7 protein-coding genes and 1 pseudogene are annotated in these 15,234 nt (G+C 54.9%); 7 read left to right on the top strand and 1 reads right to left on the bottom strand.

Translation table 11 applies throughout. The features are described 5' to 3' along the window. The first annotated feature begins 88 nt into the window (after positions 1 to 88). Complete coding sequence (locus tag VSR74_RS03070) at positions 89 to 958, top strand: aldo/keto reductase family oxidoreductase (RefSeq protein WP_347793339.1); 870 nt, start codon at positions 89 to 91, stop codon at positions 956 to 958. Positions 959 to 998: 40 nt separating this feature from the next. On the opposite strand, the gene azoR is transcribed toward VSR74_RS03070, so the two are convergent. Then, positions 999 to 1,604 carry an FMN-dependent NADH-azoreductase gene (azoR, locus tag VSR74_RS03065; protein ID WP_347793338.1) on the bottom strand — a complete coding sequence of 202 codons (606 nt, stop codon included), beginning with the start codon at positions 1,602 to 1,604 and terminating at the stop codon, positions 999 to 1,001. A 238-nt stretch (positions 1,605 to 1,842) separates the two neighbouring features. Between azoR and hrpA the strand changes: the two genes are divergently transcribed. From hrpA to VSR74_RS03035, 6 genes and pseudogenes are all read left to right on the top strand, one after another. Continuing rightward, positions 1,843 to 5,745 (top strand): ATP-dependent RNA helicase HrpA, encoded by a 3,903-nt coding sequence (gene hrpA / locus VSR74_RS03060; protein ID WP_347793337.1) that lies wholly within the window; start codon positions 1,843 to 1,845, stop codon positions 5,743 to 5,745. Between the two features lie 235 nt (positions 5,746 to 5,980). Continuing rightward, positions 5,981 to 7,822 (top strand): annotated as a pseudogene (locus VSR74_RS03055) (type VI secretion system Vgr family protein); the annotation flags it as partial. Between the two features lie 120 nt (positions 7,823 to 7,942). Continuing rightward, entirely contained in the window at positions 7,943 to 8,368 is a 426-nt protein-coding gene (locus VSR74_RS03050; RefSeq protein ID WP_347793335.1) for a DcrB-related protein, read from the top strand. Positions 8,369 to 8,408: 40 nt separating this feature from the next. After that, positions 8,409 to 13,061 (top strand): RHS repeat-associated core domain-containing protein, encoded by a 4,653-nt coding sequence (locus VSR74_RS03045; protein WP_347793334.1) that lies wholly within the window; start codon positions 8,409 to 8,411, stop codon positions 13,059 to 13,061. Next, positions 13,058 to 13,402 (top strand): DUF7716 domain-containing protein, encoded by a 345-nt coding sequence (locus VSR74_RS03040; RefSeq protein WP_347793333.1) that lies wholly within the window; start codon positions 13,058 to 13,060, stop codon positions 13,400 to 13,402. The genes VSR74_RS03045 and VSR74_RS03040 overlap by 4 nt, the downstream gene beginning before the upstream one ends. Before the next feature lie 218 nt (positions 13,403 to 13,620). Continuing rightward, the gene (locus tag VSR74_RS03035) at positions 13,621 to 15,219 is read left to right on the top strand and encodes an RHS domain-containing protein (RefSeq protein ID WP_347793332.1); all 1,599 of its coding nucleotides are present in this window, start codon (positions 13,621 to 13,623) and stop codon (positions 15,217 to 15,219) included. Positions 15,220 to 15,234: the final 15 nt, after the last annotated feature.

Here is a 15,234-nt window from a genome sequence, read left to right as displayed (position 1 = left end):
CACAATCGCATTTTTTACACGTTTCATCGTCACACGTTCGTTCCTATACTGTTGGCTCTTAATCCGTCTTAAATAGGGACAGGGTGTTATGAGCAGCAGTGATCCATTTATCCTTGGTTCGAAATCCGTCAATCGACTTGGCTATGGCGCCATGCAACTGGCAGGCCCCGGCGTCTTTGGCCCGCCGAAAGATCGCCATGTGGCGATTACAGTGCTACGCGAAGCGCTGGCGCTGGGGGTTAATCACATTGATACCAGTGATTTCTACGGCCCGCATGTCACTAACCAGATTATCCGTGAAGCGTTACACCCGTATGGCGACGAGCTAACGATTGTCACCAAAATTGGCGCGCGTCGTGGTAACGATGCTTCCTGGCTTCCGGCGTTTTCGCCTGCGGAACTGAAACAAGCGGTACACGACAACCTGCGAAATCTCGGTCTTGATGTGCTGGATGTGGTTAACCTGCGCATCATGCTCGGCGACGGTCACGGGCCTGCGGAAGGCTCCATCGAAGCCAGTTTTACGGTGCTCGCCGAACTGCAACAGCAGGGGCTGGTGAAGCACATTGGTTTGAGTAATGTCACCCCGACTCAGGTGGCGGAAGCGCGTAACATTGCAGAAATTGTCTGCGTGCAGAATGAATACAACATTGCACACCGCGCTGATGATGCATTAATTGATGCGCTGGCGCGCGACGGCATCGCGTATGTGCCGTTCTTCCCACTTGGTGGTTTTACTCCACTGCAATCGACAACCCTTTCTGACGTGGCGGCAAGTCTTGGCGCGACGCCGATGCAGGTTGCGCTGGCGTGGCTGTTGCAGCGTTCACCGAATATCCTGTTGATTCCGGGAACCTCTTCAGTGGCCCATTTGCGGGAGAATATGGCGGCAGGGGAATTAAGGCTATCTGATGACGTGCTGGCAACGCTGAACAGCATTGCGAAAAATGCGGGTTAAATAAAAAGGCCTCCCGATTTCGCGGGAGGCCTCTTAAATATTATGCAGTAACGACAGCGTCAATCGCCGCTTTCGCATCAGCCTGCGCTTTGGCGGCCATTTCCGGGCCGTAAGCAATGCCTTCAGCGAAGACAAATTTCACATCGGTCAGGCCGATAAAGCCGAGGAAGGTAGACAGGTACGGAGTCACCTGATCAGTCGGGGTATCTTTATGGATGCCGCCACGGCTGGTGATCACCACGGTTTTCTTACCCGTAACCAGGCCTTCAGGGCCGTTTTCAGTGTAACGGAAGGTGACGCCAGCGCGGGCAACCAGGTCGAAGTAGTTTTTCAACTGGGTTGAGATGTTAAAGTTGTACATCGGCGCGGCAATCACGATAACGTCATGGGCTTTCAGTTCGGCAATCAGTTCATCAGAAAGCGCCAGTGCTTCCTGTTGACGCGGGGTCAGCGGAGAATCGCTCGGACGCAGTGCGCCGACCAGTTCGCCATCCAGCACCGGAATGGGGTTCGCTGCCAGGTCACGCACGGTGATTTCGTCCGCGCTGTGTTTTTCACGCCACTGCTCAACAAAATAGTCGGACAGCTGATTAGACTGGGAGTAGCCTGCCAGGATGCTGGATTTCAGAACCAATACTTTGCTCATGGGTGTTTCCTTTATACTTTGAGTGACGGGCCTTGCCCGGTTGCTTGCAGACACTTTATTCACAATCCTGCCACAGGGATAGCGCAATATATCGAATCCTCTGTTCGATTTTTTTGAACAACACCCCCGGAACCTTATCCCTTCAGCCGTGAAAACAGTTCGGCGTCAGGTTAGGTGTGGTATCCTGTAGAGAACGTATGACGAGAATATTTCCGGCACATCGGTGCCCGATAACGCTATGACAGAACAACAAAAACTCACCTTCGCAGCGCTGAATCAGCAGCTCGATGCACTAACGCTGCGCGATAAACAGCGCTTTGCACGTCGCCTGCACGGCGTGAAGAAGGTTAAAAATCCTGATGCACAACAGGCCATTTACCAGGAAATGGCGAAAGAGATTGAACTGGCAGCAGGTAAAGTCCTGCTGCGCGAAGCCGCACGGCCGGAAATTACCTATCCGGATAATCTGCCGGTAAGCCAGAAGAAACACGATATTCTCGCCGCGGTGCGTGATAACCAGGTGGTGATTGTCGCCGGGGAAACGGGTTCCGGTAAAACTACGCAGTTGCCGAAAATTTGCATGGAACTGGGGCGCGGCATCAAAGGCCTGATTGGCCATACCCAGCCGCGTCGACTGGCGGCGAGAACCGTTGCCAACCGTATCGCCGAAGAATTGAAAACAGAGCCAGGCGGCTGCATCGGTTACAAAGTCCGCTTCAGCGATCATGTCAGCGATAACACCATGGTCAAACTGATGACCGACGGTATTCTGCTGGCGGAAATCCAGCAGGACAGGCTGTTGATGCAGTACGACACCATCATTATTGATGAAGCGCATGAACGCAGCCTGAACATTGACTTTCTGCTCGGCTATCTGAAAGAGCTGCTGCCGCGTCGCCCGGATCTGAAAATTATCATTACGTCGGCGACTATCGACCCGGAACGCTTCTCACGCCACTTTAATAACGCACCGATTATTGAAGTATCGGGGCGCACCTATCCGGTGGAAGTGCGCTATCGCCCCATCGTTGAAGAGGCTGATGACACCGAACGTGACCAGTTGCAGGCGATTTTTGACGCGGTAGATGAACTGGGGCGGGAAAGTGTGGGTGACATCCTGATCTTTATGAGCGGCGAGCGCGAAATTCGCGACACCGCCGATGCGCTTAGCAAGCGGGATCTGCGCCATACGGAGATCCTGCCGCTCTATGCTCGCCTCTCTAACAGCGAGCAAAACCGCGTTTTTCAGGCACACAGCGGGCGTCGTATCGTGCTGGCGACCAACGTCGCGGAAACGTCACTGACCGTGCCGGGCATTAAATATGTGATTGATCCGGGGACTGCCCGTATCAGTCGCTACAGCTACCGCACTAAAGTACAGCGTTTGCCCATTGAACCCGTATCGCAGGCTTCCGCAAACCAGCGTAAAGGCCGCTGCGGGCGTGTATCGGAAGGGATCTGTATCCGGCTCTATTCGGAAGATGATTTCCTGTCGCGCCCGGAATTTACCGATCCGGAAATTCTGCGTACTAACCTGGCTTCCGTTATCCTGCAAATGACCGCACTGGGGCTGGGTGATATCGCTGCGTTTCCGTTCGTCGAAGCGCCGGATAAACGTAACATTCAGGATGGTGTGCGTTTGCTGGAAGAGTTGGGCGCGATTGCTACCGATGAACAGGCGAGCGCTTATAAGCTGACGCCATTAGGTCGCCAGTTATCGCAACTGCCGGTCGACCCGCGTCTGGCGCGAATGGTGCTGGAAGCGCAGAAACATGGCTGTGTACGTGAAGCGATGATTATCACTTCTGCGCTTTCTATTCAGGATCCGCGTGAGCGTCCGATGGATAAACAGCAGGCGTCTGATGAGAAACACCGTCGTTTTCATGATAAAGAGTCTGACTTCCTGGCGTTTGTAAATCTGTGGAACTACCTGGGGGAACAGCAAAAAGCGCTGTCATCGAACGCCTTCCGCCGTCAGTGCCGGACTGATTTTCTTAACTACCTGCGCGTTCGCGAGTGGCAGGATATTTATACCCAACTGCGCCAGGTGGTGAAAGAACTGGGCATTCCGGTCAACAGTGAACCGGCGGAATATCGGGAAATCCACATCGCGCTGCTCACCGGTTTGCTTTCCCATATTGGCATGAAAGACGCCGATAAACAGGAATTTACTGGCGCCCGGAATGCGCGCTTCTCTATCTTCCCGGGCTCCGGTTTATTCAAAAAACCGCCGAAATGGACGATGGTCGCCGAGCTTGTTGAAACCAGCCGCCTGTGGGGGCGTATCGCCGCGCGCATTGATCCGGAATGGGTTGAACCCGTGGCTCAGCATCTGATCAAACGTTCATACAGTGAACCGCACTGGGAACGGGCGCAGGGTGCGGTGATGGCGACGGAGAAAGTCACCGTCTACGGGCTGCCGATTGTGGCTGCGCGTAAGGTGAATTACAGCCAGATCGACCCGGCGCTGTGTCGTGAGCTCTTTATCCGCCACGCGCTGGTGGAAGGAGACTGGCAGACGCGCCATGCCTTCTTCCGCGATAACCTGAAGCTGCGCACGGAAATTGAAGAGCTGGAGCATAAATCGCGCCGCCGCGACATTCTGGTGGACGACGAAACGCTGTTTGAGTTTTACGACCAGCGCATCAGCCACGATGTGATCTCCGCCCGTCATTTTGATAACTGGTGGAAAAAAGCCAGCCGCGAGACGCCGGATTTGCTCAACTTTGAGAAGAGCATGCTGATTAAAGAGGGCGCGGAGAAAGTCAGTAAGCTGGACTATCCGAACTTCTGGCATCAGGGCAACCTTAAGCTGCGTTTGAGCTATCAGTTTGAACCGGGGGCGGATGCGGACGGTGTGACCGTGCATATTCCGTTGCCGTTACTTAATCAGGTTGATGAAGCCGGATTTGAGTGGCAGATCCCCGGCCTGCGTCGCGAACTGATTATCGCGCTGATTAAATCGCTGCCGAAACCGGTACGGCGTAATTTCGTTCCCGCTCCCAATTATGCCGAAGCCTTTTTAGGTCGAGTCACGCCGCTGGAGCTGCCATTGCTTGATAGCCTGGAACGTGAATTGCGTCGTATGACGGGTGTGACGGTTGATCGTGAGGCCTGGCAGTGGGATCAGGTGCCCGATCACCTGAAAATCACTTTCCGCGTGGTGGATGACAAAAACAAGAAACTTCAGGAAGGGCGTTCCCTGCAGGCGCTGAAAGATACGCTTAAAGGGAAAGTGCAGGAAACGCTTTCCGCCGTCGCCGACGATGGTATCGAGCAAAGTGGCCTGCATATCTGGAGCTTTGGCAACCTGCCGGATCACTACGAGCAGAAACGCGGTAACTACAAAGTGAAGGCCTGGCCTGCGCTGGTGGATGAACGTGAAAGCGTGGCGATCAAGCTATTTGATAACCCGCAGGAACAGCAACAGGCGATGTGGCGTGGTCTGCGCCGCCTACTGCTGCTGAATATCCCGTCGCCGATTAAATATCTGCATGAGAAATTGCCAAACAAAGCCAAACTGGGGCTCTACTTTAACCCATACGGCAAAGTGCTGGATCTCATTGACGACTGCATCTCCTGCGGCGTGGATAAGTTGATTGATGAAGCGGGCGGCCCGGTGTGGACAGAAGAAGGGTTCACGAAGCTGCACGATAAAGTCCGCGCCGAACTGAACGACACGGTAGTCGTGATTGCAAAGCAGGTTGAGCAGATCCTCACGGCTGTCTTCAACATCAACAAGCGCCTGAAAGGGCGTGTGGATATGACCATGGCGCTGGGGCTGTCGGACATCAAAGCGCAGATGGGCGGGCTGGTTTATCGCGGTTTTGTCACTGGTAACGGCTTCAAGCGTCTTGGCGACACGCTGCGTTATTTGCAGGCGATTGAGAAACGACTGGAAAAACTGGCAATCGACCCGCACCGTGACCGTGCGCAAATGCTGAAGGTGGAAAGCGTGCAGCAGGCATGGCAGCAGTGGCTGAACAAACTGCCGCCAGCGCGCCGGGATGATGATGATGTGCAGGAGATCCGCTGGATGATTGAAGAACTGCGCGTGAGTTTCTTTGCTCAGCAACTGGGCACGCCGTATCCGATTTCCGACAAACGTGTCTTGCAGGCAATGGAGCAAATTAGCGCGTAGACCAACAGCCACGCCTCACTCCCCACGAAACCCGGTTAGCTTCTGCTGCCGGGTTTCTTTATAGATTCCGAAAAGCGGCGGCTGGCGTACTCTGGGGCGAGGCGAAGGAGTAATCTGTGCGCGTGCAGATCGGCGATCAGGATGGGGCGGTAGCTTGGGGAGCAAGATGCGAAAAGCTGCCATGGTCGCAGGCGTCATGGTTCCTTGAACCTGTGGATAAACCAGGGAGGTCGTAATGTCATTATCAGGGCTGCGTTTCACACTGGAGGTGGACGGCCTGCCGCCGGACACCTTCGCGGTTACTGCGTTTCATCTCAGTCAGTCGCTTTCTGCCCTTTTTTCGCTGGAGCTGACGCTGGCCAGCGCCGAACGGTCACTGGCGTTTGAGCAGGTGCTGGAGAAAACAGCGCACCTGACCATCTGGCAGGGCATGGCGCCGCAGCGCCGGGTGAACGGCGTGGTGACCTGCTTCGAACTGGGGGAGTACGACGGCCACCGGATGCTGTACGCCATGAAGGTACGCCCGCCGCTGTGGCGCGCAGCGCTGCGTAAGAACTTCCGCATCTTTCAGAATCAGGATATCAAAACCATTGTCAGTACGCTGCTGAAGGAAAACGATGTGAAGGCGTGGAGCCCGCTACTGGGTGACCCGCATCCGCCGCGGGAGTTCTGTGTGCAGTACGGGGAGACGGATTTTGACTTCCTCAGCCGCCTTCTGGCGGAGGAAGGCATTTTCAGCTACGAGGAGCACGCGGTGAAGAGCACAAACCAGAGTCTGGTGCTGTGCGACAACGTGGCATTCCTGCCTGACCCGGTGGACATCGCCTTTAACCCCGATACCCGTTCCGGCGTCACGAGTGACTTCATTAACCGCTTCCGTTTCAGCGCGCAGATACGCCCTTCATCGGTATTAACCAAAGACTACACCTTTAAACGGCCGGGCTGGGCGGGGCGTTTTGAACATCCCGGAGAGCAACTGGACTGGCAGCGCAGCCAGTATGAGGTGTACGACTGGCCGGGACGGTTCAAGGATGAGGCGCACGGTAAGGCGTTTGCGCGCTATCAGATGGAAGGCTGGCGGAACAATGCGGAGGTGGCGGAGTGCCGCAGCCCGTCGCCGACGCTGTGGCCGGGGATACGCTTCCGGCTGACAGGGCATCCGCAGCAGACGCTGAACCGGGAATGGCAGGTGGTGCAGAGCGAACTGCATGGCGAGCAGCCGCAGGCGCGTTCAGGCAACCGGGGGCAGGGTACGCGGCTGGAGAATCAGTTTCAGGTGATACCGGCGGACAGAACGTGGCGTCCGGTGCCGCATGAGAAGCCGTCGGTGGATGGCCCGCAGTCGGCGACCGTGACGGGGCCGGCGGGCGAGGAGATTTTCTGCGACGAGTACGGGCGGGTGCGGGTGCAGTTTAACTGGGACAGGTACAACCCGGCGAATGAGAGCAGCTCGTGCTGGATACGGGTGGTGCAGGCGTGGGCGGGAACGGGGTTCGGCAACCTGGCGATACCGCGGGTGGGGCAGGAGGTGATAGTGGACTTCCTGAACGGCGACCCGGATCAGCCAATTATTATGGGCAGGACGTACCGTGAGGACAACAAACCGCAGGGGGGGCTGCCGGGGACGAAAACGCAGATGAGCATCCGCTCGAAGACGTACAAGGGGGGCGGGTTTAATGAACTGCGCTTTGAGGATGCGACGGGGAACGAGCAGTTGTACATGCACGCCCAGAAGGATATGCACACCGAGGTGCTGAATAACCGAATGACGGCTGTGAAGGCGAACCACGCGGAGATAGTGGGAGGAAAGCAGATTGTTACAGTAAAACAGGATCAGGCCGTTACTGTCCATATGAAACAGTCACTTGCCGTTCAGGAAGACCAGAGCATTGTGATTGGCGGAAGTAAAACGGAACTGGTTGAGGGGGCGCTGGTGGCGGCATCAGCGACAGGGATCCGCTTTGCCTGTGGGGAAACAGTTATTGAGATGGATAACAAAGGCAATATCAACTTCCTCTGTAAGAACTTTAACTTTTATGCCACCAACAGTGGGCAGATCGGCACAGGCAAAATACTGGATCTGAACATGGAAAACGGTGGCCCGGGGATTGACAGGACTGGCCCGACGCCAGAATCAATTGTTGCAGCGAAAGAAGCTATTTTCGGCAGTAAAGGGTAAGAAGGGATAAGGATTTGTATGAACTATCTGATCAATGAAGGAACCCTGACACTGCCATGGGCGGCTGAAGATGACAGCGTCAATATCCTTAAATTTCCGGCACTGGGTGCCTCGCTGGTCGTAACCCGCGCAGTTCTGCGGGATAACATGACGGTGGATAACTACATCACCACGCAGATGGCTGCGCTCAGAAAGAGTATGAAGAACTTTATTGCCGGAGACAGAATCACGGTTCCTTTTTCCGTTGATCCTGCAGCCATGAACGCCACAGAGATCCACTGTGAGTTTGAACAGCAGGGACAGCGGTTATACCAGTGCCTTCTGATTTCTCAGTCCGGCCAGTCACTCCTGGTGCTGGCCTGGTCCCAGACCCGCCCTTTCACTCCTGCGGATATTCAGCACTGGAAAGATATCCGGGCCAGTTTCCGGCCTGTTACTGCGTAACGGAATAGGCGAATTTCAGTCAACGGAGAGGACTATCGTAATGGGCAGTGATTATCTGGCGGCAAAGGTAAACGATCCCCTGGTACATACATCATTTCTTGCGGATTTTGCCAGTGGGTTGGTCAAAGGGGCAATTTACGCTGCGGTGGGGGTTGCTGCCGCTATGGCTATCGGTGCGGTCGGCCCGGTGGCTCTCGCTGTCGGATTGGCGGCAGGCGCTGTCACCGGGTTTGTGCTGGGAGAGGCTATTGACGCTATTACGGACAGTATTGGAGACGGCGTTGACTGCATTCTGGATTTTTTTGGTGTTAAAGGGCCACCCGATGCAACAATCATAACGGGCTCTGCCAGCGTTCACACAAAAGGACTCCCGGCCGCCAGGGCGGCGGGTAAGGTTCCTGCAGACGTCATTTATGCCGTGCTTGAAGCGGAGGCAAAAAATCCGCCGGACGGTAAAGCCCTGTCCATCGCGAAAGGCATTCTCAGAAAAGGCTGGCTGTTGACCCCAATGGGGATGGGCATGGCTGCCGGAAAGTTTATCTCCGGCCTGCTTGCAGACAATAAAGCAGAGCCTGATCCTGAAGGTGCTCCTCCCGTTATTCCGTCACCGGAGCAGGGGTTCTGGGAGGGGGTGTTTTCTCCCGTGGTTGCCCCCAAAAATCCTTATGCCGCCCCGGCGGATATGGATAAAATAACATGCGAGAAATGGCATATGTATTCAGAGTCCGGTCTGTATCTGGCCGAAGGCTCTAAAAAAGTCCAGATTAACAGCCAGCCCGCCTGCCGTAACGGTGATCGCAGTACCTGTGAAGCGGTTATCACACACAAACAGAGTGAGCCGTATGTGCGGATTGGCGGGACGGGAATGGTTGTTCGGGACATCAAAAGTGGTAAAAATCCCTGGGCCAGCATGGCGGGTGAGATTCTGGGCTCGCTGGGCGTGGGGATTCTTGGCTCGGTACGAAAATGCCTGCAAGAAGTTGGCTGTATGCTGGCCATCGAGATAGTCAGTTCGGGACTGGGCGCGGTTGTTAGTGGTGCAATAAGCAGGGCATTTTCTACGGGGCACCCCGTTCATGCCGCCACCGGCGCGAAAGTCCTGAGCGGCCCGGAAGACCGGGATTTTACGCTGGAAGGACATATTCCCCTCGTCTGGCAGCGCATCTATAACAGCCGGAATACACGGTCAGGACGCCTGGGGACTGGCTGGACGCTGCCGTTTGACGTTTCCCTGCATATTGAAAACTCCCGGACACATCCCGGTGAAAATGAGTATATCTATACCGATATGTCCGGGCGCGAGCTGAAACTGGGGTCGTTAGCGCCGGGGCAGGATGTTTATTACATGGATGAAGGCTTTCGGGTTTACCGCAGCCGGCAAAATATCTTCCTGCTGGAAACAAAGGACGGTGAATATCAGTTGTTTGAGGCTGATCCGCTCTGCAAAAACAGACTGCGTCTGTCCCGGACGCTCGACAGGCATGATAACGCGCTGCTTTACCGTTATAACCCTGACGGCCTGTTGACGCATATTCACGATGAACTGAATGACGTGTTGGTTCAGCTTCACTATTCCCCGGCCGGATATCTGCGCTCTGTCACCCAGCGCGGCAGTGAAGAACACGAACGGCTGCTGGTTGAATATTTTTACAACGACCAGGGGCAACTGACGGCGGTACAGGATGCCGACGGACGTATTACCCGGCGTTTTGCCTGGGATACCAGTAACAACCTGATGGCCATGCATGAATATGCTACCGGTCTGCAGGCGCATTATCGCTGGCGCCGTTATGAAAATGAAGGGCAGACTGAGTGGCGGGTGAGGGAACACTGGTTACAGGAGAATGGCGGGGAGCGGCTGGAGGAATATTTTTTTGATTATGATCTGGCAGAACGCACCCTGCGCCTGACGCAGACGGGTGTCGGCACCACCTTTCGGCGCTGGAACAGCCAGCACCAGATCACCGGGTTTATCGATGAGCTGAACGGCGAATGGTTGTTCGACTGGAATGATGCCCGCCAGTTGCTGGCGGCGACAGATCCGCAGCAGGGGGTATACCGTTTCAGTTACGATGAGCGCGGGAATATCTGTGCTGAAACAGACCCCGCCGGACAGAAAATTATCACCGAATGGGACAAGGATTTTGCGATTCCCCTTTCGCGGGAGTTTCCGGATGGGGCTGTGTGGCGCTGGGTGCATAACGAAAAAGGGGATGTCGTTAAACTCATCGACCCGGAAATGCATATCACCCGCTTCGTCTGGGACGAATACGGAAACTGTACAGGGCAGACTGATGCGCTGGGTAATGCGTACCGGTACCGGTATAACGGACGCGGGCAACTGCTCCAGCAGACGGACTGTTCAGGATATGTCACCCGTCTGGATTATGATGAATGGGGCAGGCCGGAGTGTGTGACCGATGCCGCGGGTGGTGTGACGGCCTGGACGTTTTCTGACGCCGATTTACTGCTTTCGCAGACGCTTGCGGACGGGCGGGTTTACCGTTTCGCGTGGGATGATGCGGGGCAACTGAAGTCCCGGGAGTCACCGTCAGGAGAAATCATCCGCCTGCAGCGAAACAGCCGGGGGCAAATCACCGGGCGGATTAATGCGGCGGGTGAGGCGGTGCGTTTTGAATACGACCGTCTCGGGCGGCTGAAAGTGCTGCTGAATGAAAAATCTGAAGCCAGCCGTTTTGATTACGACGCGCTGCACCGGCTGACCTGTGAGTACGGTCTGACAGGGCAGCGGAAGGCGTACCACTACAACAGCCTGGGCCACGTGATGAAGGTGGTCAGCCACCCGGTGGACACGGGGCAGGGGGCAATGTTGCCGCCGCAGGAGATCCGTTTTGAGCGTGATGCCATCGGGCGGCTGACGGGGCGCGAAACAGAGGAATACCGTACCGATTTCATTCGTGACAAAAAGCGTGTGCAGATGAAACGGGCGTGGCTCAGTGAGTGGCGGCAGGCGCATCAGGAAGGACGGTTCCCGGTGTATCTGCACGAACTGGAATTTACGTATGACAGTTACGGTGAGATAAGCGAGGAACATAACCACGGCGGAACATACGTGTATCGGCGTGATGCGCTGGGCAACCTGGTGGAGAGCGGGTACCCGGGGGGCAACCGGCAGCGTTACCTGCGTTACGGGTCGGGCCACCTTCAGCAGATTAACCTGGACCTGGGCGATGAGCATCATGTTCTGGCGGAGTTTGAGCGTGACCGCCTGCACCGTGAAACGCAGCGAAGCCAGGGGAGGTTGTTGCGTGAAACGAGGTATGACGCGACGGGCAGGATAACGGCGCAGGTGGCGCGGGTGGGGGAGATAAGTTCCGTTTTCGCCCCGGTGATTGACAAGCGCTGGTTCTGGGATGCGGGTGATAACCTGACCGGGCGGCTGACCACGTATGGCAAAACGTCGGCACCGTTTGAGTACGGGCCGGGCAGGCGGGAAGAGTACAGTTATGACCTGGCCGGGCAGGTGACGGCGCGCATCACGGATACAGGGCGGGAAGTGTTCCGCTATGATGCGGCGTCGAACAGGACGGAAGAACTGAGCCCTCCGGTGCTGCATAACCAGGTGACAGCCGCCGGGGAGTACCGTTACCGCTATGATGGCTTTGGCCGGCTGGCGGAGCGGCATAACAACCGAACAGGTATTACGCAGTATCTGGAGTACAACAGCGAGCAGCAACTGACCCGGGTGCGATTTTCGGGTGGAGAGAACAGTAAGGCGGAATACCGTTACGATATTCTGGGCCGGCGAACCGGGAAGACGGTGTATAAGGCGGACAGCAGGGGAAGCAGGGAGACGACGACGTTCTTCTGGCACGGGATGCAGTTGTGCGGGGAGAAACGGGATAACTCGACGCTGCGGCTGATGTATGTGTATAACCCGGGCAGTTACGAGCCGCTGGCCTGTGTCAGCACGCAGGAGACGGAGAAAGGGAGCAGCAGCAGGGTATGGTATTACCACACGCACCTGAACGGTCTGCCGGAAGAGCTGACGGACGGAGAGGGAGATGTCGTCTGGCGGGGAGAATACGGGCTGTGGGGCAACCTGAAGCGGGAGGAGCAGAGCGGCAGGTGTCCGCTGAAGCAGAGCCTGCGTTTTCAGGGGCAGTATTTTGACAGCGAAACGGGATTACACCATAATATTTTCAGGTATTATGCGCCAGAGTGTGGACGGTTTACTCAGCAGGATCCGATAGGGCTAAGGGGCGGGTTAAACCTGTATCAGTATGCGCCTAATCCTCTCACTTGGATCGATCCATTGGGGTTAGCAAATAGACCTAATAATGGTGAGTATAATATATTCCATGATTATTCCCTTGATTCCAAATATAGATACTCAAGCGATGGTGTTCAATTTAATAGAGCAAACACTGACTTTGTTAATAAGATGAACAGCGATCCTGCATTTAGAAGAGATATGTTAGGTCGTCATCCCGAATTAGGTGATTGGTTGAAAAATCCGAATAAAGCATCAAGCCCTCCAGGTTTAACATGGCATCATCATGAAGATGTTAATCGATTGGTTTTAGTTGACCGTATAGATCACGCCGATAATCATGGTCTTTATCACTCTACCGGGAAAGGCGGGCGTGATATGTGGGGCGGAGCGGAACTCGGTCGTAGAGGTAAACTGGATGGAGTAACAGGTAAACCTAAAGGGGGGAAATGTGGATGAGTCAGTTAGAATATAGAAAGGCTTATATCTTAAATGATTTGATATCTAAATTTATGAGTGGATATAAGAAAGATAATTTCTGCTTGTATACAAAGGAATACGAATCATCTGCTAGAGCAGATCTTATTTGTTATTTAGATATTTACCCTGTTATCAGCGACGATGATGAGGAAATATATCCAGAGTTTATTATTAATAACTCATTGGAGCTTTTTTTCTATGGAGAGCAATTTTTAGATGTACTAAGGAACATATCTGTTCAGAAAGAAAATCCATCAATGGAAGACTTTATAGCCGGGTTAAACTTTTATTTAGAGAATGATAATTTCATAGATTTTTGATTTACAAGCCGGGAAGGAAATTAACTCTTCCCGGCTTTTTTATTATTTAACCTTCGTTCAGCCCACTAAACAACCGCACCCTTAACCACCTGTTTAACCTGATAAAGTTCCCGCACAGTTCTTGTACTTCATTACCTGGACAAACTGGAATTTACGTATGACGGTTAAGGTCACTCATTACCGCTACGATAAGGCTTACCGGCTGGCGGAAGAAACGGATGCCGGGGGGGGAGAGTACACAGTATGAGTACAGCCCGGCAGGGCGTCCGGTAAAAATGTTGCGCGCAGATAACTGGGTGGCAAGTCTTAGCTGGACCCGGAAAGGGCAGCCGGAAAGCTACCGGATGGGGTACAGCAACCCGGTTCGCTGGCAGTACGACAATAACGGTCGCCTGAGCGTGGTGACAGACCCGACGGGGCATACGGTACGGCGGGAATACGACGAAAGGGATCGGCTGACACACCTGTATAACGAAAATGGCGAGATGTACCGGTTTGTGCAGGGGGCCAATGACCGGCTGCATGAAGAGCAGGGACTGGACGGAATTATCACCCGCTACGAATATGACAGTTGTGACCGGGTTATCAGCAAGACATGGGCCGCTGGTACGCCGGATGCACTGACACACCACTGGCAGTACAACGCAGCCGGTGAAGTCACAGAAAAAATAACCCCGGACGGGCGGACGGAGTACCGCTACTCGGCCAGCAGAAAACTGAAAGAAGCGAGGTTCTTCCCGGCGGGTCTGGATGAACATGGCCTCCCCCTGCCCACACGAAAAATCAGGCTGGAATATGACGCACTGGGACAACTGACAGCCGAAGATACCGATACGGGGCGGGTGAGTTACACTCTGGACGCGCTGGGAAACCGGACGGCGGTACAGCTTCCCGACGGGCGCAGTCTGAAAACGCTGTACTATGGCAGCGGACATGTGCTGAACATCAGCCTTGACGGAAGGATGATAACCGGGTTCAGTCGCGACAACCTGCACCGGGAAGTCAGCCGTACGCAGGGCAGCCTGACGATGCGAACGCAGTATGACCGTCTGGGAAGAGCGGAGCGTCGGGAAATCTACCGGGAAGGGAACCGGATACGACCGGTGGAAGCGTGGCACCGCCGGTACGACAGCCGTCATAATCTGCTGAGTGAAACGCAGATTTATGATTATGGATACCAGGATTACAGCTATGACGACGCAGATCGTGTGTTGCGGCATGAGACCCGTCACAGGGGCAGCCGTCAGTGGCAGTATGACGCGGCAGGTAATCTGCTGGAGGCGTCACAGGCCGGGGGGGCGCTGAAGTATAACCGCCAGACGCTGTGCCGGCAGAAAGCGTGTGAATATGATGTGTATGGCAGGCTGGTACAAAAAACCGGGCCGGGCGGGATATGGCGTTACCGCTATGACAGTGAGCACCGTATGACGGAAGCGGTGACGGAAATCCCCACGATGACGTGGATGGGTAAAACGCGGCACGAGGTGCATTTCAGTTACGACCCGCTGGGCAGGAGAACAGAAAAGCGCAGTGTGGTGAAGGCGTTCGAAAACGGAAGGGGTCAGGTAAAAGAAACACAGCGCGTGACAACCTTCGTGTGGGAAGGGCTGCGGTTGCTGGCGGAAAACCGGGACGGTCTGCCACTGGTATATGTGTATGAAGATACAGAAAGTTATACACCGCTGGCAAGAATATGGGGCAGCGGAGAAAAAGCCCGGGTGGACTACTACCGTTGCAGCCAGAACGGAATGCCGGAAGCACTGACAGATGAGCAGGGGAAACAACACTGGCGTCTTGAGGTGGACACCTGGGGATAAACGTTTGGCGAATAC

The sequence above is a fragment of the Pseudocitrobacter cyperus genome (assembly GCF_039889165.1).
Taxonomy (GTDB): Bacteria; Pseudomonadota; Gammaproteobacteria; order Enterobacterales; family Enterobacteriaceae; genus Pseudocitrobacter; species Pseudocitrobacter cyperus.
Note: the sequence above shows the minus strand (reverse complement) of the source record. Positions and strands in the feature narration are given on the sequence as shown.

Bases quoted from the DNA above. Each gene is read 5' to 3' on its own strand.
- hrpA (WP_347793337.1), top strand. From the start codon at position 1,843: ATGACAGAACAACAAAAACTCACCTTCGCAGCGCTGAATCAGCAGCTC.
- VSR74_RS03040 (WP_347793333.1), top strand. From the start codon at position 13,058: ATGAGTCAGTTAGAATATAGAAAGGCTTATATCTTAAATGATTTGATA.
- VSR74_RS03050 (WP_347793335.1), top strand. From the start codon at position 7,943: ATGAACTATCTGATCAATGAAGGAACCCTGACACTGCCATGGGCGGCT.
- azoR (WP_347793338.1), bottom strand. From the start codon at position 1,604: ATGAGCAAAGTATTGGTTCTGAAATCCAGCATCCTGGCAGGCTACTCC.
- VSR74_RS03045 (WP_347793334.1), top strand. From the start codon at position 8,409: ATGGGCAGTGATTATCTGGCGGCAAAGGTAAACGATCCCCTGGTACAT.
- VSR74_RS03070 (WP_347793339.1), top strand. From the start codon at position 89: ATGAGCAGCAGTGATCCATTTATCCTTGGTTCGAAATCCGTCAATCGA.
- VSR74_RS03035 (WP_347793332.1), top strand. From the start codon at position 13,621: ATGCCGGGGGGGGAGAGTACACAGTATGAGTACAGCCCGGCAGGGCGT.